The 24,835-nt window shown below is 30.5% G+C and carries 19 protein-coding genes; 8 read left to right on the top strand and 11 right to left on the bottom strand.

Going from position 1 to position 24,835, the window contains the following annotated elements:
- Positions 1–212: 212 nt before the first annotated feature.
- Both accD and LACAL_RS02685 read right to left on the bottom strand, forming a co-directional pair.
- The gene (gene accD, locus LACAL_RS02690; RefSeq protein WP_013869161.1) at positions 213–1,070 is read right to left on the bottom strand and encodes an acetyl-CoA carboxylase, carboxyltransferase subunit beta; all 858 of its coding nucleotides are present in this window, start codon (positions 1,068–1,070) and stop codon (positions 213–215) included.
- A 267-nt stretch (positions 1,071–1,337) separates the two neighbouring features.
- Complete coding sequence (locus LACAL_RS02685) at positions 1,338–5,762, bottom strand: CheR family methyltransferase (protein WP_013869160.1); 4,425 nt, start codon at positions 5,760–5,762, stop codon at positions 1,338–1,340.
- 373 nt (positions 5,763–6,135) lie between these two features.
- Here LACAL_RS02685 and def point away from each other — a divergent pair, with 373 nt between their 5' ends.
- Complete coding sequence (def, locus tag LACAL_RS02680) at positions 6,136–6,783, top strand: peptide deformylase (RefSeq protein ID WP_013869159.1); 648 nt, start codon at positions 6,136–6,138, stop codon at positions 6,781–6,783.
- A gap of 93 nt (positions 6,784–6,876) precedes the next feature.
- Here def and fbaA read toward each other — a convergent pair whose 3' ends face one another.
- Positions 6,877–7,944 carry a class II fructose-bisphosphate aldolase gene (gene fbaA, locus LACAL_RS02675; protein ID WP_013869158.1) on the bottom strand — a complete coding sequence of 356 codons (1,068 nt, stop codon included), beginning with the start codon at positions 7,942–7,944 and terminating at the stop codon, positions 6,877–6,879.
- A 139-nt stretch (positions 7,945–8,083) separates the two neighbouring features.
- Positions 8,084–10,615 (bottom strand): BamA/TamA family outer membrane protein, encoded by a 2,532-nt coding sequence (locus LACAL_RS02670; protein ID WP_013869157.1) that lies wholly within the window; start codon positions 10,613–10,615, stop codon positions 8,084–8,086.
- Between the two features lie 87 nt (positions 10,616–10,702).
- Between LACAL_RS02670 and LACAL_RS02665 the strand changes: the two genes are divergently transcribed.
- Positions 10,703–11,425: an RNA methyltransferase gene (locus tag LACAL_RS02665; protein ID WP_013869156.1), complete on the top strand. Its 723-nt coding sequence runs from the start codon at positions 10,703–10,705 to the stop codon at positions 11,423–11,425.
- A gap of 8 nt (positions 11,426–11,433) precedes the next feature.
- On the opposite strand, the gene LACAL_RS02660 is transcribed toward LACAL_RS02665, so the two are convergent.
- Together LACAL_RS02660 and ubiE are read right to left on the bottom strand one after the other, a co-directional pair.
- A complete protein-coding gene (locus LACAL_RS02660) occupies positions 11,434–12,153 on the bottom strand; it encodes a porin family protein (RefSeq protein WP_013869155.1) in 720 nt (239 codons plus the stop codon).
- Between the two features lie 3 nt (positions 12,154–12,156).
- The gene (gene ubiE, locus LACAL_RS02655) at positions 12,157–12,885 is read right to left on the bottom strand and encodes a bifunctional demethylmenaquinone methyltransferase/2-methoxy-6-polyprenyl-1,4-benzoquinol methylase UbiE (protein ID WP_013869154.1); all 729 of its coding nucleotides are present in this window, start codon (positions 12,883–12,885) and stop codon (positions 12,157–12,159) included.
- A gap of 121 nt (positions 12,886–13,006) precedes the next feature.
- Between ubiE and trkA the strand changes: the two genes are divergently transcribed.
- The 3 genes from trkA to LACAL_RS02640 all read left to right on the top strand — a co-directional run bounded on the left by trkA (position 13,007) and on the right by LACAL_RS02640 (position 16,317).
- On the top strand, positions 13,007–14,356 hold the full coding sequence (gene trkA / locus LACAL_RS02650) for a Trk system potassium transporter TrkA (RefSeq protein ID WP_013869153.1): 1,350 nt from the start codon (positions 13,007–13,009) through the stop codon (positions 14,354–14,356).
- A gap of 6 nt (positions 14,357–14,362) precedes the next feature.
- Positions 14,363–15,868, top strand: a complete 1,506-nt coding sequence (locus LACAL_RS02645) for a TrkH family potassium uptake protein (RefSeq protein ID WP_013869152.1) — start codon at positions 14,363–14,365, stop codon at positions 15,866–15,868.
- Between the two features lie 179 nt (positions 15,869–16,047).
- Entirely contained in the window at positions 16,048–16,317 is a 270-nt protein-coding gene (locus LACAL_RS02640; protein WP_013869151.1) for a hypothetical protein, read from the top strand.
- A 55-nt stretch (positions 16,318–16,372) separates the two neighbouring features.
- Here LACAL_RS02640 and LACAL_RS02635 read toward each other — a convergent pair whose 3' ends face one another.
- Both LACAL_RS02635 and LACAL_RS02630 read right to left on the bottom strand, forming a co-directional pair.
- Positions 16,373–17,563 carry a pyridoxal phosphate-dependent aminotransferase gene (locus LACAL_RS02635; protein WP_013869150.1) on the bottom strand — a complete coding sequence of 397 codons (1,191 nt, stop codon included), beginning with the start codon at positions 17,561–17,563 and terminating at the stop codon, positions 16,373–16,375.
- A gap of 11 nt (positions 17,564–17,574) precedes the next feature.
- The gene (locus LACAL_RS02630) at positions 17,575–18,675 is read right to left on the bottom strand and encodes an acyl-CoA desaturase (protein ID WP_013869149.1); all 1,101 of its coding nucleotides are present in this window, start codon (positions 18,673–18,675) and stop codon (positions 17,575–17,577) included.
- A 139-nt stretch (positions 18,676–18,814) separates the two neighbouring features.
- Between LACAL_RS02630 and rsmG the strand changes: the two genes are divergently transcribed.
- Entirely contained in the window at positions 18,815–19,444 is a 630-nt protein-coding gene (gene rsmG / locus LACAL_RS02625; protein ID WP_013869148.1) for a 16S rRNA (guanine(527)-N(7))-methyltransferase RsmG, read from the top strand.
- 75 nt (positions 19,445–19,519) lie between these two features.
- Here the strand turns inward: rsmG and pruA are convergent, their stop codons facing one another.
- Complete coding sequence (gene pruA, locus LACAL_RS02620; protein WP_013869147.1) at positions 19,520–21,148, bottom strand: L-glutamate gamma-semialdehyde dehydrogenase; 1,629 nt, start codon at positions 21,146–21,148, stop codon at positions 19,520–19,522.
- Between the two features lie 169 nt (positions 21,149–21,317).
- On the opposite strand from pruA, the gene LACAL_RS02615 reads away from it, so the two are divergent.
- On the top strand, positions 21,318–22,043 hold the full coding sequence (locus LACAL_RS02615; RefSeq protein WP_013869146.1) for an NRDE family protein: 726 nt from the start codon (positions 21,318–21,320) through the stop codon (positions 22,041–22,043).
- The gene (locus LACAL_RS02610) at positions 22,036–23,046 is read left to right on the top strand and encodes a DUF6695 family protein (RefSeq protein WP_013869145.1); all 1,011 of its coding nucleotides are present in this window, start codon (positions 22,036–22,038) and stop codon (positions 23,044–23,046) included. Before LACAL_RS02615 ends, LACAL_RS02610 begins: the two co-directional genes overlap by 8 nt.
- A 12-nt stretch (positions 23,047–23,058) precedes the next feature.
- Here LACAL_RS02610 and apaG read toward each other — a convergent pair whose 3' ends face one another.
- Both apaG and LACAL_RS02600 read right to left on the bottom strand, forming a co-directional pair.
- A complete protein-coding gene (gene apaG / locus LACAL_RS02605) occupies positions 23,059–23,445 on the bottom strand; it encodes a Co2+/Mg2+ efflux protein ApaG (protein WP_013869144.1) in 387 nt (128 codons plus the stop codon).
- A 96-nt stretch (positions 23,446–23,541) separates the two neighbouring features.
- Positions 23,542–24,792 carry a DUF5103 domain-containing protein gene (locus LACAL_RS02600; RefSeq protein ID WP_013869143.1) on the bottom strand — a complete coding sequence of 417 codons (1,251 nt, stop codon included), beginning with the start codon at positions 24,790–24,792 and terminating at the stop codon, positions 23,542–23,544.
- Between the last annotated feature and the right edge of the window lie 43 nt (positions 24,793–24,835).

The raw sequence follows: 24,835 nt of genomic DNA, 5'->3' as shown, positions 1-24,835 counted from the left end.
TTTGCAAGTACTAAAATCGATATTTTACTTTTATAAAGGCATATCTTGGTAGTAATCTTGTTGTAGATTTAAAGGTGCTAAATTCGTATATTACATTTATTGAGAATAAATTCTCATTATTATTACTTCTTTTAAAAGAGTGTTAATTATTTAAAACAAAAAACCTTTCAATTTTAACATTGAAAGGTTTTATATAAAATTATAATTTATGATTAAGCTCTTAAAGGCTGATTCATTATTAAGTCTATATATTGGTTGACTCTGTTTTTAAGTTCTTTTCTATGCATGATAAAATCTAAGAAACCATGATCTAATAAAAATTCTGATGTTTGAAAGCCTTCAGGTAATTCTTGGCCTGTTGTGTCTCTTACAACTCTTGGTCCTGCAAAACCAATTAGTGCACCAGGTTCTGCAATATTAATATCTCCTAACATTGCAAATGACGCTGTTGTTCCACCTGTTGTAGGATCTGTACATAACGAGATGTATGGTAAGCCTTCGTCTGCTAATTGCGCTAATTTAGATGAGGTTTTTGCTAATTGCATTAAAGATAATGCTGCTTCCATCATACGTGCGCCACCAGATTTAGAGATAATCATAAATGGTAGTTTGTTTTTTAAAGCATGATCTGCAGCACGTGCTATTTTTTCTCCAACAACACTTCCCATAGACCCACCAATAAAAGCAAAATCCATACAGGCTATTACTAAGTCTTTACCTTTAGATTTCCCTACTGCACAACGTACAGCATCTTTAAGTTGTGTTTTTTCTTGAGCAGCAACTAAACGGTCTGGGTATTTTTTTGTGTCTTCAAATTTTAAAGGATCTTTAGATGTTAGGTTGGCATCTAGTTCTTTAAATTTATTATCATCAAATAATATTTCAAAGTATTCCTTACTACCAATTCTTACGTGGTAACCATCTTCTGGACTTACATAAAAGTTTTTTGCTAATTCTTCTGAATCTACAATTTTTCCTGTTGGTGACTTATACCATAAGCCTTTAGGGATATCTTTTTTCTCCTCAGTTGAGGTTTGAATACCTTTTGTCTTTCTTTTAAACCAAGCCATAATTTATATGTTTTATATCCTTTTATTTTGTTAAAGGACAGGTTTATAATTTTAGTATTGTGCTAAAATTAATTTGTTAGTTTATTTTTTACAAGCGTACAAAACTACTTAAATTATTAATACTTCTCAAAATTAGTTACAGCTATCTATATACTTATGGTTATTTAAAATGTAAAAACCTCATTTTAGTTTTATTAAAACGAGGTTTTTTTAATGCTAATGTATTGTCTAGTAATGTGTTTGTTTTCTTTTGTCGTATTTAGATTGTTATACCCATTTTGCTAAAGTTTGTAGTAAATGTTCTTTAATTATAGGTTTTGTTAAAAAATCTGAACATCCTTTTTCAAAACACATAGCTTTTTCTTCTTCCATAGCGTGTGCGGTTTGCATTATTATTTTCGCTTTTGGGTTTACTTTTAATATTAAATCCATAGCTTCTATACCGCTCATTCTTGGCATTCTAATGTCTAATAAAACAATATCTATGTGTGGGTTTTCTTTAAATAAATCTACTGCAGTTTTACCATCATTAGCAAATATTAATTGTGCTCCCGTTTTTTTAAGTACTACATCTAGTAACATTCTAATTAGTGTATTGTCTTCTGCTATTAAAATTGTTTTGTCTTTTAAAAAATCTTTAGATTGGTTTATTTTTTTTGCAGTGTCTATATCTGGATTTGTAATGGTTTTTATTGGAATATTAAATTTAAATGTAGTGCCTTTATAGCGTTTAGACTCCACAGTTATGTCGCCACCTAAAAGTGTTACTATGGCTTTGCATATAGATAAGCCTAATCCCGTACCACCATATTTTGCACTGTCTTTATAATTTACTTGTTTAAAGCGTTCAAATATTTCTTTTTGTTTGCATTTTGCTATGCCTATACCTTCATCTTTTACAAAAAAGGTTAAATAGTTTTCGTTTTTTTGAAAGCCATAACTTATGGTGCCTTTGTCTGAGAATTTTATAGAGTTATTAATTAAATTAGAAAGTACTTGTTCTAACCTTCTTGGGTCTGTACTAATATTTAAATTTCTAAGGTTTGATGGTATTATTGCTTCTAGTTTAAGATGTGTTTTTTCTTTTTGTACTTTAATTTGCTCAAAAGTTAGTGTTAAGTTTTCTATTAGTTGAGCAACATTACAGTCTTTATAAACAATTTTTAATTCGTCTGATTCTATTTTTGATACATCAATAATATCGTCTATTAAATTTAATAACTGCTTAGAGTTGTTGTCTATTATTTCTATGTAGCGTAATTTTTTATCTTTTGTTAAGTCGTCACTTCGTAAAAGATCTGCAAAGCCAAGTACACTAGAAATAGGTGTTCTAATTTCGTGACTCATATTAGCTAAAAAGAAATTTTTGTGCTTGTTTGCTAATACTGCATCTTCGGCTTGTTTTTTAGCAATAATTAAAGCTTTTTCATTTTCTTTAATTGTTGTAATGTCTTGTGCAGAGCCTCTTAGTTTTACAATTTTTCCTTTTTCAATTACGGCTTCACCTTTTGCCCACATCCAACCGTGATCGCCATTAGCTTTAATCATGTTTAACTCTAACTCGTAAGGTTTTCCTTTTTTAATGGCTTTATCTACAGCTTTAGAAAGTTTTTCCCAGCTTTCGTTTGTAAATAAGTTTTTGTGTATTTCGTAGTTTGGTGGTTGTTGATTGGTGTCTAATTTAAATATTCTAAAAAGTTCATCACTCCAAGATAGATTACCTGTAGCTATATCCATTGTCCAGCTTCCTACGTGCGTAATACTTTGTACACGGTCTAATTCGTATTTACTTTTTATTAAATCTTCTTCTTTTTTCTTTAATTCTGTAAAGTCTGAAATTGTTCCTGCAAATTCTCCTTTTTTAGGGCAAAATGTATTTACATAAAAGTATTTATTAATTGCTTCTACATAGCCTTCAATAGTTTGGTTTTTCCCTTTTAATGCCGTTTCACCATATTTTTGAATCCATTGGTTTGGGTCTTTAATTAAAGATGGTACAACCTTAGATACTTTTTTTCCTATTATGTCTTTAATTTCTAGGTTTAAAATTTTTGCATATGCAGGGTTTACGTCTATATACTCCCAGTCTACAGCTTCTCCATTTTTATTTGTTATAATTTTTGCATGAATAAAGCCTTCATTTAAATTTTGAAACAGCTTATGGTATTTATAATCTACTTCTTCTAATTCTAATTCTATTTCTTTAATTTTATTGATATTGTCTATAGTAATTACAACGCCATCAATAACTTTATTAGAGGTAATAAATGGACTTATGCGCTGAAAGTAATAATTTCCATCTTTATCTCTTAATTGGTTTTCTATGGTTATTAGCTTATTTAGCGCATGTTTAGAGTCTGAAATTATTTTACTTGTAGTTTTTGTATTAAAATTAGAAGTAAAATTTGAGAGTTTTCTTCCAATATCTTCATCTTGTAATTTGAAAATATTTTTTATTGCTGGAGTAAATTTTCTAATACGTAAATCTGAATCTAAAAATAGAGTAGCAATTTCGGTATTGTTTAATAGGTTTATAACATCGTTACTTAAATTTGTTAATTCCTTATTTTTCTCTTGCATTTCAGAATTTACTGTGTATAATTCTTCATTTACAGATTGCAATTCTTCATTTGTACTTTGAAGTTCTTCGTTGGCGGCCATTAACTCTTCATTAGATGACTGAAGCTCTTCATTTGTTGTTTCTAGTTCTTCAATGGCATTTTGAAGATCTGCTTTCATTATTTTAAGCTCATATTCTAAGTCTTCAATTTGTTCTTTTGAGGCTTCATTACTTTGAGTATTTACTATATTTAATTCTTTGAAATTATCTACTACTTTGTCTTGGCTAAATTCTATTAAATAACAATTATTTAGTAGTTTGTGATTGTACGGTTTGTGTATTTTTAAATTAAAAGAATAGGTATCGTCTTCGGTTTTATTTATAATATTATTAATTTTAATATCGGTGTTTGTTTTTTCTAATTCTCTAATGCCTTTTTTTAATAAAACGGCAATCTCTTGATTGACTATTTTTAATAGGTTTTTTTGAAAAACACCTTCTTTATGGTATAATTTTTTTCCAACATCTCCTTTTATAAATAATATATCGTAGCTGCTATCAATAAAAATGGCATCTGGACTAAATCGCCTGCTTAAGTACTTGTCAAAAATGTATTCTTCGTTAGATATTGTGGGTTTGTTATTTATAGATGGTATTGTTGTTTTAATTCTTGGTAGCGCGTGTAGTGACGAAATGTTGTTTGAATTTGGTGAGTATTTAGACTCTATAATATTTTGAAATATTTTCCATTTTGTATTTATAGTTTTAAATTTAGATGTTATCTTTCCTAAAGACTCACTGTTACCTAGAAATAAGTATCCAAAAAGGTTTAATGAAAACTGGAAGCTTTGCATTACTTTTTCTTGTATTTTTTTATCTAAATAAATAAGTAGATTTCTACATGATATAAGGTCTAAATTGATGAATGGAGGATCGCTAATTAGGTTATGCCTAGAGAAAACAATTTTTTCTCTTATCTCTTTTGCTATTTGTAACCTATTCCCAGATTTTATAAAGTAAGTCTCTAAATTTTTTTTGTTTATTTCATTAACAATATTTATGTTATAAATGCCTAAGCTGGCAGTTTCTAATGCTTTGGAGTCTAAATCTGTAGCAAAAATTTTAAAGTCTAAATCTAATTTTTTGTTTTTTATGTATTCGCTAAATAATATGGCTATTGAGTACACTTCTTCTCCTGTAGAGCAGCCTGCAACCCATATTCGTATTGTTTCTCCTTCGTTTTTAGCATTACAAATTTGTGGTACTGCACTTTCATTTAATTCGAAAAAAGCGTCTTCGTCTCTAAAAAAGCGAGTGACACCTATTAAAAAATCATCTTTAAGTGCTTCCTTTTCATGTGGATTGTTTTTTAAAAAATTACTATACTCATCAATATCAACAATATTGTTTATACCCATGCGTTTTTCTGTTCTACGCAGTATGGTGTTTTTTTTGTATTCTCTAAAATCTACACCGGTGTGTTTGTAAATTTCTAAAAGTATAGATTTAAATTTTAATTCTGTTTTTTTTGAAAAAGGGTTTGCTATATTATTAGAGTTAATTTTTTTCGAGGTTAAGATATTTGCAATCTCCTTTGTGTCTTCAACATAATCAACAGCGTAAGTATTTATTGCCGAGTTTGGCATGCCGTTAAATTGAGACTCATTTGGGTTTTGGGCTATAATAATACCACCTTTATCTTTTACAGTAATAATACCTCTAGAGCCATCAGATCCTGTTCCCGAAAGAATTATAGCTATAGACTTTTGTTTAAATTCTTCACCTAACGTATGAAAAAAAATATCTATTGGTAAATTAAGATTATGCTTTGGACCTTTTTCTAGTAAATAAATTTTAGAGCCTTTAATATGTAGGTTTTTACTTCTTTGATTTAAGTATATACAATTTGGTTGAATGGATAATTTGTCTTTAGCAGTATAAATTGGCATATTAGTATACTTGCTCAATAACTCTGGCATTAAACTTTTAAAGTCTGGAGAGAGATGTTGTATAATTATAAATGCCATTCCTGTATCGTCTGGAATATTAAGGAATAAATTTTGGAGTGCTTTTAATCCACCAGCAGAAGCTCCAATACCAACAACATTAAAATCTTTAAGCTTTGCATTCATATTAATCTATATTTAAATATTATAGGTTATACTATTATCTTTTAAACAACAGACTGAAGTAAATAACTTACATATATCATTATGTAGATTTAGTACTACTCTTGAAATATTTGGTTTTATAGAAGTAAATGCATAAGTATTTAATACATATAATGTATTAGATAAGCATGACTTTGCTCTAAATGGCAATGTCATTATATATGAATATAATTCTCCGCTCAATTTGTTGTTAAGAATGAGATTCAGGTTATTCCAGATGTTCTATGTAGCAACAATAAATTCTTAGGGGAATTTTATAAAAATAAATATAATAAATTTTTCACAAATGGAAAAGGTTAAAATATTATATTACAGTTAATTATAATAAATAATCATGATTTTTAATAAAGTAACATTTTATAATTGGTGTTTAATAATTTTAATACTTGGTTGTAGTCTAGCTTGTATTAGTAGTAAAACTAATAAATCTACAGGTTTTTCTAAATTCCAAGCACGTAAAATAATGAATGCAAAAAGTAATATGCCTATGCGTGTTTTTAAAATTACCAACACAGCAGATTCCCTTTTATTAAGGTCTAAAAGCGCTTATGTTAAGCCAGATAGCACAGATGTTGTTTTAAATACTTTTATAAAAAGACTTTATGCAACCGTGAGAGATAGCATATCTTTAGGTGTTGGTATTGCTGCGCCACAAGTAGGTGTATTAAAAAATGTTATTTGGGTACAACGCTTTGATAAAGATGAGTTTCCTTTTGAGGTTTATTTAAATCCAAAAATAATTAGTTATTCTCAAGAGAAACAAACACGAAAAGAAGGTTGCTTATCTATACCAAACCGAACAGATGTTTTAAACAATAGATCTAAAATTGTTAAAATTGAGTATGATAAAATAAATGGTGAACATATAATAGAAACAATTACAGATTTTACAGCAATAATATTTCAACATGAAATAGACCACTTAAATGGTATTTTATATTTAGACCATTTAGAAAAAGAGATAAACGACGCTAAAAACTAATAGCGCAAAAAATAAAATCTACCTATTTAAAATAAAAAATCTCATTTTAACTTAGTTAAAATGAGATTTAATATAAATTGTAAGTTACTATAGTTATAGTGTGTCTACGTTGTTTAAGTCTTCAAAAGCTTTTTTAAGACGTTCAACAAAAGTTATTTCACCTTTACGTAACCAAACTCTAGGGTCGTAATATTTTTTATTTGGAGATTCTGGGCCATCTGGAGAGCCTATTTGCGATTGTAGGTATTCAGTTTTTTCTGCCATGTAATCTCTTACACCAGACATAAAAGCATATTGCATGTCTGTATCTATATTCATTTTAATAACACCATAACCAATAGCTTCTTGAATTTCTTCTTCTGTAGAACCTGATCCACCATGAAAAACAAAATCGATATGGTTGTGTGGTACTCCAAATTTTTCAGAAATATATTCTTGAGAATTCTTTAAAATTTTTGGAGTTAATTTTACATTACCAGGCTTGTATACACCATGTACATTTCCAAAGGCTGCTGCAATTGTAAACTGGTCACTTACTTTACTTAATTCTTCATAAGCATATGCAACTTCTTCTGGTTGTGTATATAATTTAGATTCATCTACATCGCTATTGTCCACTCCATCTTCTTCACCACCGGTGATTCCTAATTCAATTTCTAAAGTCATATCCATTTTGCTCATGCGTTCAAGATATTTTTTACAAATTTCAATGTTTTCTTCAAGTGGTTCTTCACTTAAATCAATCATATGAGAGCTAAAAAGAGATTTTCCAGTTTCTTTAAAGTGTTTTTCACTAGCATCAAGTAAACCATCAATCCATGGTAGTAATTTTTTTGCACAGTGATCTGTATGTAAAATTACAGGAACACCGTAAGCTTCAGCCATTAAATGTACATGTTTTGCGCCAGCAATACTTCCAGCAATAGCTGCTTTTTGGTTTTCGTTACTTAAACTTTTACCTGCATTAAAAACGCCACCTCCATTAGAAAATTGAATAATTACTGGAGCATTTAAAGCTTTAGCTGTTTCTAAAACACCGTTAATAGAATTAGATCCTACAACGTTTACGGCTGGTAAGGCAAACCCTTTTTCTTTAGCTAAATTAAAAATGGCTTGAACTTCTTTACCTGTGGCAACTCCTGGTTTTATTTGGTGTGACATTATTTATTATTTTAATTAAAAATTGAAATGTAAAAGTAATCAATTTTTAAATCTTTTTATAGGATAAAGGTTTAGAAAACACGATTTATGTTTCTTTATTTTGCCGAAAACGTTTTAGTATAAAGACTTAAAAAAGCAATTAAAAAGGGTAGTTAATACCAATATTATAAGTGGCATTATTAAAATTATAATCGTTAAACCAACGGTTTTGGTCTCCATAAGAAGGATCGTAAGTTTTAAAGCCAATATCTCCACGAATTACAAAAAAGTTAAAGTCGTAACGTAAGCCAAAACCAGAGCCAACGGCAATATCTTTTAAGGATGAAAAAGAGTTAAATGTTGCTGCGTCTATTTCAACATCGTCTAACACATTCCAAATATTTCCTGCATCTATAAATAATGCACCATTTAGTGCTCCAAAAATATTAAACCTATTTTCTACACTAAATGCTAATTTTAAATTAGCTTCATTAAACTCATTTGTAGTTGTTGAACTTCCTGGACCCAAACTATATGCAGCCCAAGCTCTGTTATCGTTTGCACCACCGGCAAAAAAACTTTTAGAAAATGGTATGTTTTTAGAGTTACCATAAGGTATTGCAATACCTGCATAAGAACGCATGGCAAGAATGCTTTTGTTTCCTAAATCCCAATATTTTATATAGTCTATTTCTGGTTTTATATACTGTGAGAAAGCGACATTAAATAACTCAAACCTATCATTATTATTTTTTTCTAAGCCTATAATATTAGATACGGCAGAAAACATGTTACCAGCAAGTTCTAATCTAAGTTTAAGTATAGAAAAATCTGTGTCAAATAAATTATCTCGTTTATCTTTTATATAATTAAAATTAGAAGATAGAATTAAATTGTCTTCTGTTAGTCTTTCTTTTCTCTCGTTTATAGAGTTTATAGTTTGTATGTCGTCACCAGTTAATGAGCCAACAAAATTACCGCTAGTAACTTCGGCTAAAAATGCATCTGCTTGGCTTGGGATACTTAAATCTTCACTGTTGGTAATGTAACCAGAGCTAAAAGCTAAACTGTTTAAGGTGTTGTATGAGCTTCGGTATTCTCTAAAATAATTCGAGGTATTTAAGTTTTTTACAAATTGTATATTAAATAAATCAAAACTATTAGTAACTTCTTCATTAGGGTACCACTTGTAATTAAATAAACCGGTAAAAGTTTGTTTGTCTAATCCTACATTTGTTTGGCTTGTAGTAGCAACACTAATTCGTGTACTAGGAAACATAGATTTAGGAATTATTTTTTCGGTATTAAAAGGAAAAAAGAATCGCGGAATAGTAAGGTTTAGGTTTGCTCCAATTTCATTAATATCAAAAAATTGATCACGCTCATTTGCTCCGTCTTTTGAAGCTCCAATAGATGCCGTACCAGAAAGTTCTAAAGTTTCTGCGCCTCTAAAAACATTACGCATTAATATTCCTGGACTTAATGAAAAACCAATAGATTGAATGTTACTTTGTGAGGCTTCGGCCCTAATATCTAAACCAAACTTTTTTAAAGGTGTTAAATATATATTGGCAGTTAATGTAGTGTCCTTGGTATTTTCTATGTAATCTATTTTAGGGTATTTAAAAGTCTTTAAATTACTAATTCGTCTTGAGGTTTGCGGCCTGTCTTTGTCTTTAAAAATAGTATTTGGAGTAATAAAAACAGCGTCAGATAGTGTTTTAGGATTATATCGTAGTTTTTCTTTACTATAAATATTAAAACCATTATATGTTGTAGAGTCTGTAATACTTTCGTTACGTCTGTTAAAATCACTATTTGTATAAATATTTACGTCTTTTACTTTGTAAATTTTAAATGGTTCACGTAAAACGGTATCTTCAAGTCTTATTGCTCGAGCACTTATTTGTACATCTATATTTACTTTTTTAGTGCTTCCTATTGTATCTACTTCAAAAAACACATTATCTTCAGAAAAGTGATAAACACCAGAGTTTCTCATTTGCTCAGTAATTCTGTCTTTTTCAGAAACAACATCAACAGTTTTGTATTGTGCTTTTGGTTTTAAAAAAGCATTTTTTTCTTTTAATTTATAAAGTGAATCTATAACAGGTGTCGCAATTTTGGTAGATAAAGAATCTATAGTATATGCCTCACCAGTGGTTACAGTGTATTCTATGGTTGCTTTTTTATTGTCGCTTCGTGTGGTTTCAAATTTAGATTCTACATCAAACCAACCATTGTTAAAATAGTAACTATCCAAACGTTTTAACGTTTTGCTAGATAACGTATCGTTTACAATTACTGGAGCTTCACCAGTGCGTTTTATCCAATTATTAAAATCTAATTTAGACTGTTTTCTGTTTTCAAATTGTTTAATAGAAAGAAAACGTTTTTGTCTGGCAGTACGTTTAGGGTTGTTTTTTATTTTGGCATTTAAAATAGAATCTAAATTAGGTCTTGCCGTATTATAAATATAAAGCCTTAAGGGAACACCAATTAAAGGGATGCGACTGTTTGGCGTTTGGTAAACTAAATTATTAATTACATCGCTATCTTCACTTTTATCATTAACATTTATATTCACATTAGTGAGCAAATGTTCTCCTTGAGGAACACGCTTAACAGAATTACAAGAGGTTATAAAACCAATTATTATAATAAGTAGTATTTTTGAGCGCTGATGTTTCAAATAAGCAGAAGTTACAATGAATAATTTTTTAAGTTGTACATTTTCATTTAAAGTAAATTACTTAAAAATCAAAAATACATTTTTTAAATGCTATCAAAAAGTCAAATAAAATTAATAACGCGTTTAAAGCAAAAAAAATATAGAGTTGCTGAAGGATTTTTTGTAGCCGAAGGTGTAAAGGTCATTAACGAGCTTTTAAATTCTACTTTAGAATTACATCATTTGTTTACAACAGAGACTTTTAAAATTAATAATAATGAAACTTTAATTACTCAAGCCGAATTAAAAAAAATTAGTTTTTTAACTACTCCAAATAAAGCTTTAGCAGTTTTTAAAATACCTGAGGCAGTAAAAATTGATACCAATGGATTAATTGTTGCGTTAGATGATGTTAGAGATCCAGGAAATTTAGGTACAATTATTCGTTTATGTGATTGGTATGGTATTACAAACTTAGTATGTAGTATTGGTACTGTAGATTGTTACAATCCCAAAGTAATACAAGCAACAATGGGTTCTATAACGAGAGTAAATATTAGTTATTTAAATTTAAGTTATTTTTTAAAACAAAATAACAAAACGCCAATTTTAGGTGCTTTTATGGATGGAGAAAATGTTTATAAAACAAAATTACCAAATTCTGGTATTTTGGTAATGGGAAATGAAGCAAACGGAGTTTCTAAAACAATAGAAGAACAAGTCACTAACCGTATTGCAATACCTAGATTTGGAACTCTACAAGCTACAGAAAGTTTAAATGTAGCAACAGCAACCGCAATTTTGTTAAGTGAATTTAAACGAAATGCTTAAACGTTTGATTATCTAAAGGTAAAGTTTATAAAAACACCACGCGTTTTCATAGAGTTAATGTTTCCTGTCCATGGACTATTTGGGTCGTTATCTCTAATTAACTCATCATTTATTGCAAAAACACCACGTATAGAAGGTGTAAATTTAAACCAATATAAATAGAAATCTATCCCAAAACCTATATCGTAAAAAAAGGTGTTTTTAGTAGTTCTAAATTCGCCGTTGCTATTATCTTCAGGATTATTTTCGTTACTAGACAAGTTAATAGATGTCGCTATACCTAACGTTACAAATGGTTTGAAATTATTAAAACGTTGTGTAGATAATCGCATTATAAGCGGTACATATATGTAAGTAGATTTTACTTCACGTAGTAAATCGCTGGCATTAATTTCTTCTTCGTAATTAGCAAAAAAGTTTTCTGGATAGGTTATATTCCTAGAAGCTATCACTAAACCGGGTTCTAATCTAAAGTTTATATAGTCATTCGCTCTAATATCACCTACTAAGCCAACATTAAAACCATAAGTTTTTTGAGTGTGTATATCTCCTAAATTATCATTATAGTCAAATTTATAATCTAAATTGTTGGTACCAAAATAGTATCCCCAACTTAAAGTTTGCTTATCTAGGTTTTCGTTATTTTTTACTTTTTCCTTTGTAAATAATTGTGCATAGCCTGTTTGTACTACAATTAAAAAGGTTAATAGGGCAAAAACTTTTTTCATTAATTAATGTTTAGATGCTGTGTAAATTGTTGCCACACCAAAAGTTTGTGGCAAGTCTTTAACATTAGTAAACCCAATATTTCGCAAAATATTGTTTAAAGCTTCTCCGTAAGGAAATTGAGAGGCAGATTCGCAAAGATATTTGTACGCTGTTTTATCTTTAGAAAATGTTTTACCAATTAGCGGTAAAATATTTCTAGTATAAAAATTATAACCTTGTTTAAAAGGTGTTTTGTCTGGCATAGAAGTTTCTAAAATCACGAAAGTGCCGTTAGGTTTAAGGACGCGTAAAATTTCTTTAAGACCATTTTCTAGGTTTTCAAAATTTCTAACACCAAAAGCAACAGTTATGGCATCAAAACTATTATCATCAAAAGGCATACTTTCTCCATCACCAAGAACCATATCTATTTTTTGGTCAAGATTTTTTTTCTTTATTTTTTCTTTCCCGATTTCAAGCATTCCTGGACTAATGTCGAAACCAACTATTTTTTCAGCATTAGTTTCGGCTAAATTAATAGCTAAATCACCAGTTCCTGTAGCAATATCTAAAATGGTTTTTGGTTGTGTTTCTTTTACAATTTTTACAACTTTTTTGCGCCATTTAATATCTATTCCAAAAGAGATAACACGATTTAAACCATCGTAATCACCAGAAATGGTATCAAACATTTTTGTTACTTGCTCCTTTTTGCTAAGGTCGCTGTCTTTATAAGGTTTTATTTTCGACACACTAATTTTTTTTGCGAAGATAATATATTGTTTACCCTTTAAGAAACTTGAAAACAAATAATTAATACCGCTATCAATTGTTAATTAATTATCTTTGTACCACTTTTCAGAAAAATAACGCATGAAAATTATAATAGCAGGAGCTGGTGAGGTTGGATTTCACTTAGCAAAATTACTGTCTTACGAATCGCAAGAAATTACACTTATAGATACTAATAGAGAAAGTTTGTCTTATGCAGACAATCATTTAGATATTAAGGTTTTAAAAGGAGATGCTACTTCTATATCTATATTAAAAGAGGCAAGAGTAAACTCTAGTGATTTGGTGATTGCAGTAACAGCATCAGAAACTACAAATATTACAGTTTGTGTATTAGCAAAACAATTGGGTTGTAAAAAAACAATTGCAAGGATTTCTAATACAGAATTTATAAAGCATAAAGATGAAGTTGGATTTACAAGGTTTGGAATAGACGAACTTATTTCTCCAGAATCTTTAGCAGCATCAGAAATTCAATTATTATTAAATCAATCTGCATTTAAAGATAGTTATGAGTTTGAAGGTGGTGCATTAACCATGGTGAGTTTAAACTTAACAAGAACAGCATCTTTTGTTGGAAAAACTGTAAAAGAAGCTGCAGAGTTGTTTTCCGAAATTCATTTTGTACCAATTGCAGTACAGCGTTTTGGAACTCAATACACAATTATACCTAGAGGAGATACGCAATTTAAAGAAGGAGATACAGTAGTTTTTATTACTTGTTCTGGTGGTGGTGAGGAATTGTGCAGAATGACAGGAAAAACCAATACACCAATACGTGATGTAATGATTCTTGGCGGTAGTAAAATTGGTTATAAAACGTCTCGAGACCTTTGCCAAAAACAATTTAAGGTTAAGTTAATTGAAAATAACAGAGAAGCAGCTTTAGATATAGCAGACGAACTTGAAAAGGTTTTGGTTATAAATGGTGACGGAAGAAATGTAGAGCTTTTAGAGGAGGAAAATATTGGTGATATGGATGCTTTTATTTCTGTAACAGGAAATTCTGAAACTAATATAATGTCTTGTCTTGTAGCAAAATCTAAAGGTGTGAAAAAAACAATCGCTCTTGTAGAGAATATGGATTATTTTGAGCTGTCTCAATCTATTGGTATAGACACCTTAATTAATAAAAAGTTATTGGCTGCAAACAATATTTTTAGATATATAAGAAAAGGTGAAGTTGTAGCAATGACTAAGCTAAACAACATGAATGCCGAGTTGCTAGAGTTTAGAGTAAAGAGTGACTCTAAAATTTGCAATAAACAAATAAAGGATGTCGAGTTTCCAAGATCTGCCATAATTGGTGGAGTAATAAGAGATGGTAAAGGTTTAATTGCTTTAGGAAGTTTTAAAATTAAAGAAGGTGATTACATAGTTGTTTGCTGTTTACCACGATCTATTAAACAGGTAGAAAAATTGTTTTTATAATCTATTATGCGTAAAAGTTTAAAACTTAATTATAAGATTATATTCCATTTTTTCGGTTTATTATTTCTTTTTAATGGAGGTTTCATGCTCCTTTCTACTTTAGTAAGCCTTATTTATAAAGATGGTGTTACTATAGAGCTTTTAATCTCTGGTGTAGTTACCATGCTAATTGGTGTGGTGAGTATGGTTTATACTCGTAACCATAAAAAAGAAATGAATAAGCGAGAAGGTTATATAGTGGTAGCCTTTGGCTGGATTGTAATGACACTTTCGGGATCTATACCTTATGTTTTAACCGAGTCTATTCCAAGTTTTACAGATGCTTTTTTTGAAACCATGTCTGGTTTTACCACTACAGGTGCTTCAATTTTAGATGATATTGAAGCTGTGCCAGAAGGTGTTTTATTTTGGCGAAGCTTAACACATTGGATTGGTGGAATGGGAATAATTGTACTTGCCGTTGCTATTCTTCCATTATTAGGTATTGGTGGTATGCAGTTATTTGCAGCAGAAGCTCCAGGACCAAGTGCCGATAAATTACACCCAAGAATAACAGATACAGCTAAGCGGTTATGGCTTATATATTTTGGTTATACAGCAGCAGAGACTATTTTGCTTAAAGCAGCAGGAATGTCGTTTTTTGATGCTATAAATCATTCTTTAAGTACATTGTCTACAGGTGGGTTTTCAACTAAAAATGCAAGCGTTGCATACTGGAATGATAAACCTTTAATACAATACATAATTATTCTGTTTATGTTTTTAGCAGGTACAAACTTTGTATTGAGTTATTTTGCTTTTAAAGGTAGAGTTCAAAAAGTTTTTAAAGATGAAGAGTTTAAACTTTATTTTAGATTTATAGTAATTTTTACAGCCATAGCGGCCATTTTAATTTATTGTAATGCAGATGTAAGTAAATCTTCAATTAATCATCCTATGGTTTTTGGCGAAGGTGAAAGTGCAATTAGGCATTCTCTATTTCAGGTGCTCGCCATTGTAACTACTACAGGATTTGTTTCTGCAGATTATACATTGTGGACACCATTTTTAACCGTTTTCTTTTTTGGTTTAATGTTTTTAGGTGGTTCTGCCGGAAGTACTTCTGGAGGAATAAAAGTGGTACGACACTTAATTACTATTAAAAATGGATTTCTAGAATTTAAACGCGCATTACACCCAAATGCAATTTTGCCAGTACGTTACAATAAGCGATCGGTGTCTGGAGATATTGTATTTAATATTTTAGGTTTCTTTATTCTATATCTTTTAGCATTTATAGTAGGTGCTTTGGGTTTCTCTATGATGCAAATAGATTTTACTTCTGCAATAGGTTTAGCGGCATCTAGTTTAGGTAATGTTGGTCCAGCATTAGGTGATTTTGGGCCAGTAGATAACTATAATGCATTACCAGCAATAGGAAAATGGTGGTCATCATTTTTAATGCTTATTGGTAGATTAGAGTTATTCACCGTGCTAATTTTGTTAACGCCTTTTTTCTGGAGAAATCGATAAGACTTTTTTTTTTGTAACAATTTATTTAAAACCGCTACATATATAGAGTAGTGATTCTTTTATTAGATTTCTAAACTTATCAATTAATGTCTATAGATATATAGGGCTTTAAAGTTGGTATTATACGTATCTATATTTATTGTTTAACGCCGAAATTATTCGGAAAATTATTTAAACTTATGGGTGGAGAAGGAGCAATGATGCAAGCGAATCAATCGCTAAAATCTAACAGGAAACTAGTTGGAAAACGAAAAGAAAATAGATTTAGTTTTGTACATACAAGTAATGAAAAAACAGAGTATGATTTGCCAAAATCATCACCTAAAATTCTTTTAGAAATAAAAAATAAGATTAGGCGTGAAAATAAAATAAGAGAGCGAAAACGTTTTTTATTAATTGGTTTGTTTTCTCTTATTCTAATTATTGTATTTACATATTTTATGTTCTAAAAAAAAAGCCACTAAATATTTTAGTGGCTTTTTTTATTTTGAGTTTAGTTTTTAATTATGCTAAAGCTTCTTTAATTCTTCTAATCGCTTCTTTAATCTGTTCCTGCGATGCAGCATAGCTTATTCTTATGCAATCTGGATTACCAAAAGCTTCACCAGTTACTGTTGCAACAAGAGCTTCTTCTAATAAAAATAAAGAAAAATCTGTAGCATTATTTATAGTCTTTCCTTTTACGGTCTTTCCAAAGAAATAAGAAATATCTGGAAACACATAAAAAGCACCTTCTGGTGTATTTGTTTTAAAACCTTCAATACTGTTTAAAGATTCTAAAATCATATCACGACGCTCTTTAAATTCATCAATCATATAATCTACAACACTAGCATCTGCATTTAAGGCAGTAATTACAGCACGCTGTGCAATACAGTTTGCGCCACTTGTTATTTGACCTTGAATTTTATTACAGGCACGTGCAATCCAATCTGGTGCGCCTATATAACCTATACGCCATCCAGTCATAGCGAACGCTTTAGAGACTCCATTTATTGTTACGGTACGTTCAAACATACCATCTACACCAGCCATACTAGCGTGAGGTTTTCCTGTGTAGTTTATGTGTTCGTAAATTTCATCTGAAACTACATAAATATTTGGATGCTTTTTTAATACGGTAGCTAAAGCTTCTAATTCTTCATGACTGTAAAGAGATCCACTTGGGTTACAAGGCGAGCTAAACCAAAGCATTTTTGTTTTAGGTGTAATAGCTGCTTCTAGTTGGTCTGCAGTCATTTTAAAATCTGTAGTGATAGCTGTTTTAACTTCTACAGGTACGCCGCCAGCAACCTTAACAATATCGCTATAACTTACCCAGTATGGGCAAGGTAAAATAACTTCGTCACCATCATTTAACATAACTTGTGCTACATTATAAAGTGATTGTTTTGCTCCTGTTGAAACTACTATTTGCGGTAATGTGTAAGTTAAATTATTATCACGTTTAAATTTAGTGATTACAGCTTCTTTTAATTCTACATAACCATCAACTGGTGTGTAAGAATTATAATCTTCGTTAATCGCTTGAATCGCGGCACCTTTAATAAAATCTGGAGTATTAAAGTCTGGCTCGCCCAAACTTAAACCGATGATATCTTTGCCTTCAGCTCTTAATTCTCTTGCTTTTGCTGCCATTGCTAAAGTGGCAGAAGTAGCCATATTTTTAATACGGTTAGAAAGTGGTTGGCTCATTAAATTTGTGATTACGCTTGTAAAGCTGGTTTCATTCCCATTTCTCGTAAATATCTAAAATGCGCAGCAATTGCTTTACGAGTGGTTTTATATTCGTTATAAGGTAAATTAAATTCTTGCGCAGTTTCTCTTACTATTTCTGCAATTTTGCCATAGTGAATATGGCTAATATGTGGAAATATATGATGCTCTACTTGGTGATTTAAACCACCAGTAAACCAATTTACAATTCGGCTTTTTGCACCAAAATTTACAGTGGTTCTTAATTGGTGTATTGCCCAAGTGTTTTTCATTGTGCCGTTTTTTTCTGGTAAAGGCATTTCTGCATCTTCAATAACATGTGCTAATTGAAAAACCACACTTAATATTAATCCTGCTGTATAATGCATGATAAAGAAACCTATTAAAATTTTCCACCAAGCTGCATCTAAAATAAGCATTGGTAATACAATCCACATAGCAATGTATATAATTTTAGAAATCACTAATTTACTCCAGTTTGCTACAGGGTTAGGGAATTCTCCATAAGACAATTTGCGTTTCATATAACGTTTCATTTGTTGCCAGTCTGTAGTGATTGCCCAGTTTATAGTTAATAAACCGTATAATAAAATAGAGTAGTAGTGTTGAAATTTATGGTGCCATCTCCATTCAGAATGTTTAGAAAAACGTAAAATACGTCCCGCTTCTAAATCTTCATCATGTCCATGGATATTTGTATAAGTATGGTGTAATACATTATGTTGTACTTTCCAGTTGTAAACATTTCCAGCTAAAATATAGATGCTACTTCCCATTAAACGGTTAACCCATTCTTTATTTGAAAACGAACCGTGGTTACCATCGTGCATAACGTTCATACCTACACCAGCCATGCCTATTCCCATAACTATGGTAAGTAATAATTGCGCCCAACCAGGAATATTAAGGGTCAATATTAAAAAGTAAGGAGCTAAAAATATGGTAAACATAATTATAGTTTTTAACCATAATTTCCAGTTACCGGTACGTTTAATGTTGTTGTCTTTAAAGTAAGAGTTAACTCGCTTGTTTAGAGTTCTAAAGAACTTTGCAGAATCTGTTCTAGAGAAAGATAAAGTTTGCTTTGTCATTTTTTTTAATTTTATATAATAACGCACAAAACGTGCCAATCATATTTGTGTCAAAGATAATTAATAAAAACGTTTGAACTTAAAAAGAATTTGATAAAAATATGGATATAAAATTTCTATTTTTGCAAAAAATATAATAATGGAGCTTATTTTAAAATACTTCCCAAATCTTACTGAAGATCAAATAGATAAATTTGAAAAACTTTCTCATTTGTATCAAGATTGGAATCTTAAAATTAATGTAGTATCGAGAAAAGATATTGACGAATTGTATATGCGCCATGTCCTGCATTCTCTTGCTATTGCTAAGGTTATTGAGTTTAAAGACGGCTCAGATATTATGGATGTTGGTACTGGAGGCGGTTTTCCTGGTATTCCATTAGCCATATTATTCCCAGAATGTAATTTTCATTTAGTAGATAGTATTGCAAAAAAACTTAAAGTAGTAAATGAAGTTGCTCAAGGTTTGGGCTTAGAGAATGTAAAAACAACACATACCCGAGTAGAAGAAATTAAAGAAACTTACGACTTTATTGTAAGTAGAGCAGTAGCAGCAATGCCAACATTTGTTCATTGGGTAAAAGGAAAAATTAAAAAAGAACAAAATCACGAATTAAAAAACGGGATTTTGTATTTAAAAGGTGGAGATTTAACCGAAGAACTTAAAGATTATAAAACGACTACAATATATAATTTAAGTGATTTTTATTCAGAAGATTTTTACGAAACTAAAAAAGTAGTACACTTACCATTAAAATGGCGTGGCTAATAAAATTTATAGATTATAAATAAAAAAACCAAAGCATTATGCTTTGGTTTTTTTGTGTTTAAAAAACAGATTATTTTATTCTCCTAAAAAAGGATATCTATAATCTGTTGGTGTAACAAATGTTTCTTTAATCATTCTTGGTGAAACCCAACGTTGTAAGTTTAAAATACTTCCAGCTTTGTCATTAGTACCAGAACTTCTTGCGCCACCAAATGGTTGTTGTCCTACAACAGCTCCAGTTGGCTTGTCATTTATATAAAAGTTACCTGCACAGTTTTGTAATGCTTTTGTAGCTTCAACAATAGCATATCTATCTTGTGCTAAAATAGCACCAGTTAATGCATATTCTGATGTTTCATCAACCAGTTTTAAAGTTTTAGAGAAATCTTTATCTTCAAAAACATATATAGTAATTACAGGACCAAATAACTCATCACACATTGTTGTGTATTTTGGGTCTTCAGTTACAATTACAGTAGGTTCAATAAAGTAACCTTTACTCTTATCATAGTTTCCACCAACAATAATTTCGGCATTTTTATCTTTTTTAGCTTGGTCAATATATTTTGCTAACTTATCAAAAGAAGCTTCATGAATAACTGCCGTAATAAAGTTTTCCATATCCGCAGGAGAACCCATTTTAAAAGATTTTACATCTTCTATTACTTGAGCTTTAACTTCGCTCCATATACTTTTAGAAATATAAGCACGAGAAGCAGCACTACATTTTTGACCTTGAAACTCAAAAGCACCACGAGAAATAGCTGTCGCAACTTGAATTGGGTTGGCCGTTTTGTGAGCAACAATAAAATCTTTACCACCAGTTTCACCTACAATTTTTGGGTAAGTTTTATAGTTGTGTATATTGTTTCCTATTTGCTTCCATAACTCTTTAAAAATGTATGTAGAACCTGTAAAGTGTAAGCCAGAAAAATCTGGACTTGCTAAAACAGTATCAGTAATCATTTTTGGATCACCAAATACAACATTAATAACTCCAGCAGGAACACCAGCTTCTTCAAATACATCCATAATTACTTTTGCAGAGTATATTTGAGAATCACTTGGTTTCCATACTACAACATTACCCATTAATGCCATACAAGATGGTAAGTTTCCTGCAATAGCTGTAAAGTTAAAAGGCGATACTGCGTAAGTAAATCCTTCAAGAGGTCTGTATTCTAAACGATTCCATGCGCCACTTGTACTTTCTGGTTGCTCATGGTACATATCTGTCATGTACTGTACGTTAAAACGTAAAAAATCTATTAACTCACAAGCAGCATCAATTTCTGCTTGGTGTATTGTTTTAGATTGCGCCATCATAGTAGCAGCATTAATTCTAGCTCTGTATGGTCCGGCAATTAATTCGGCAGCTTTTAAAAAGATGCCAGCTCTATGTTCCCAAGGTGTATTTGCCCAAGATTCCCTTGCTTCTAAAGCAGTAGAAATTGCTTCTTCAACGTGAGATTTTTTTGCTAAATGATAGTGTCCAACAACATGTTGATGATCGTGCGGTGGAGACATTGGTTTAGTGTCACCAGTTTTAACATCTTTTCCATTAATGTACATTGGTACGTCTAAAACGCTACTGTACATTTCTTGATATGCTTTAGAAATAGCTTCACGATGTTCGCATCCTGGCTCGTAAGCTCTTACAGGTTCGTTAACTGCAATTGGCACATTAAAAAATCCTTTTCCCATATAAAATTAATTTTTTGTTTCCACGAAAGTGAAAATCTAGTTGTTTTTAGTTGTCTAAAATTTTAAAGCATCAAAGTTAAGGAATTTTAAACGATTTCTTTCTCAGGCAAATGCCAAAGAATTCTTATTTTTTTGTAAGTTGCTACATCAATTTAGGACTATACTATTTATGTGTACAGTAAGTATTTTTTATAAAGGTAATAATGATTTTGTACTAACTTCTAATAGAGACGAAGCGCCAAGTCGAGTTGCTTTGTCACCAGATTTTTATTCTATTAATAATGCAGAGTTATTAATGCCAAAAGACCAGCAATCTGGTGGAAGTTGGATTGGTGCAAGTGAGAAAAACAGAGTTGTTTGTTTGCTTAATGGTGGTTTTAAATTACATAAAAGAAAACCAACATATAGGCAAAGTAGAGGTGTTGTGGTGACAGATTTATTAACAACAGATGCCATAGAGGCAACAATAGCATCATATAATTTTAATGGTATTGAGCCATTTACAATTGTGATTGCCGACTGGAATACCAATTTAAAATTTTATGAACTGGTCTGGGATGAAACCCAAAAGCATTTTCAGCAACTACCACTAGCAACAAAAATATGGTCTTCAACAACGTTGTATACCGAAGATAAAAAACAAGCTAGACGCGATTGGTTTAATGTTTTTAAAGCTGAAAATGAATTAGAAGCATCTACATTATTAAAATTTCATAAAACAGCAGGAAAAGGAAACAATGATTTTGGTGTTGTAATGGATCGCGGTTTTGTTAAAACAACAAGTATAACACAAATTGAAAAAACCGATACTAAACTTGGAATGCGTTTTAATAATTTAAACACAAAAGAGGTTACGGTTAAAAATTTTAATTTATCTGAAACTATAAATGGGTAACGCTAAAGAGAATACAGGAATAATTCTAACCTTAGCCTATCCAGATACAATTGTATCGCATGCTGAAGAATGGTACTCACCATATTTAAGGTTTCTTGGAATAGGAAGTAAAACAAGTGTTCGTGCAGGTCATGCAGCCTTAGTTTTAATAGATAAAGAAACAGGTGTTTTGGAATATCATGATTTTGGTAGATATATTACGCCAGAACCAAACGGAAGAGTTAGAGGACGATTTACAGATAACGAACTGCATTTTCCATTTAAAGCAGCAATTAAAAACGATAAGATTGAAAATTTAGATGCTATTTTAAAGTTTCTTGCTACAAAACCTAAAATCACACATGGTGATGGAAGATTAATAGCTTCAGTTTGCGACCAAATAAATTATAAAAAGGCAAGGCTTCATATTACAAAAATGCAAAACCGAGGTTTTATTTATTATGCTGCTTTTAAAAAAGAAGCTTGTAATTGTGCTCGTTTTGTAACCGATAGTTTAATTGCTTCTGTAACACATTCAAAAATTAAAAAAGCTTTACAGCAGTCAAAATGGTTTACACCAAGTACTGTTGGTAATGTTTTATTAGCAAATACAGGAGATTGTGTTTTTGAGGTTTCAGAGATTGGAGAAATTACAGCGTATAAAGGTTCTCAAAAAAGAGAAAATTTAAAAAACTTCTTAGATAGGTTGCAAGATTATATTCCAAATCATGAAGGCACTTTAAAGCCTAGAAAAGTTGATGGTCTTCATAAAAATGCGCAATGGTTGTCTGGAATAGCAGCTGGTGCATGGTATGAAATACATAAAACAGCTATAGAAAACGAATACCGGTACCGCCGTATTTCTCCATATGGAAATATAGATTGCGATGCGATTTTTTTAGCTGAAGACTCTCAATTTAATTATAAAAAACCTTATCAGATTATTCACTATTCTAACTGTAGTTTTTTTCACGTAGAACAAAACGGAAAGAAATATAGGTTTAATAGAAAAGCTGAAAAATAAAGAAACAGAAATTTAATTAATAGCAAAAGGAGCGCTTAATTTAAAAGTTGGTATAGCAACATCAAACTTTTTAGTTGTTGTAAAGTTTATCATGCTGTAATGGCCTTGCATAGCACCAAAAGGAGATGTAAGTAAACAGCCAGAATTGTAAGTGTGAGATTCACCTGGTTTTAAAACTGGTTTTTTACCAATAACACCTTCGCCACTTACAGTTTCGATATTGTTTAAAGCATCAAGTATAGTCCAATGTCTGGCATTAAGTTGTACAGAGTCTTTACTCTGGTTTTCAATTGTAACTTTATATCCAAAGGCATAATGTATTTTATAATTTTTATAAAAAGTGCCTTCAAAATTAGTTTCTACTGAAATTTTTATGCCTCTTGTAACTTGTTGTACCATTTTTTTATTTGCAATACTTTTGCTAAAATACTAAATTTTAAAACATTTTTAAAGCTTAATTGCTTATATATCTTAATATTAACAGATTTGTCGCTATTAATTTGTAATGTTTACAGAGTTGCCTTGTCCAACTCCAATTAATCTATCATATCGAGCGCCAAGGTCTCTATAATAGACTAAAACTTTGTAATCGTTTTCAGTTTGATAAAAGTTTCCAGAAAAAGCATTTTCATCAATTGTACCATCTGGTTTTTTAATTACAAATTTATAACTATAAAATCCTTGTTTTAGTATAATTGGTAATTGGTAAGTTTGAGATTCTGTTTCATAAGTCATTTGTGTGCTTTTATTTACCGCATAATTATTAAAATTCCCAAAAACATGCACTGTGTCTCCGTTTAGCAATTCATTTGTTTTAAGTCCAAAATGAACCTTTGCATAATCGGCATGAGTTTCTGGAGTATCTGTATCTAAAGCAGTAATTAAAAAGTTTCCATTAATGTCTGGATTATAAGTATATGGCTGGTTTTTACGTGGTACATTAAAATAGAGGTAACTATTGTAAAGTTCATTTAGTCTAATAAATTGAACGCCTGTATTGGCGCCTCTTAAGTCTTTGTTTTCAAAATAGAAATACTCATTTCCAGCATAAAAACTTGAGGCTTTCGTGTAACGGTATTGCAGCTCGTTTCCTAAAATATATTGCGGTTTTAAATTAGTAATTGCAGTATTTAGATTGTTGTTTTGAATTACTACAGTTTTAATATTTTCTTTAGGGTTGTTAAAGTTGATTTTATTGGTATTAATTACAAAATCTACCGATTGTTTGTTTTCAATTTCTGAAACATCACGAGAACGTTTTATAGATACGCCAACATCTGCAAGTTCTTCATAAATCATAAACTTTCTTGTAAATTCAATTTCATCATTTTCGTTGTAAACAGTAATAAGGTAGTTTCCGGATTTTGTTAAGCCTCTTGTTTGTTCATTTGGTATTGTTAATGTGTAGTGTGAGTAAATCTGATAGGTGTTAAACGAGTTGTCCCATTCTCTAATACGCTGTTCATTAAATCCTTTAAGGTATTCAGCTTGCATTAAAACAGAAGGTGTCCAATCAAAATTATAATGTTTAATTTCGTAATAATAATCATCTTCATTACCATTTAAAACATCAAACTCTAATATTAGATATTCTCCAAGTTTTAATATTGGTAATTGGCTTTCTGGTGTATCGCCTTTAAAAGTTATGCTTTTTATCTCTTGGGTAGGACTTATTTCTTGGACTTGAGAGAAAGTCACAGTAGTAATAAATAAAATTATTAGAGAAATATTAGTTTTAAGTGCCATTTATAAGGGTTTTCAAGTGGTAAATATAATCAAAATCTATGCC

Origin of the sequence: Lacinutrix sp. 5H-3-7-4 (assembly GCF_000211855.2) — a bacterium.
Taxonomy (GTDB): domain Bacteria; phylum Bacteroidota; class Bacteroidia; order Flavobacteriales; family Flavobacteriaceae; genus Lacinutrix.
The sequence above is the reverse complement of the archived record's forward strand: the minus strand, read 5'-3'. Positions and strand labels throughout refer to the sequence as shown.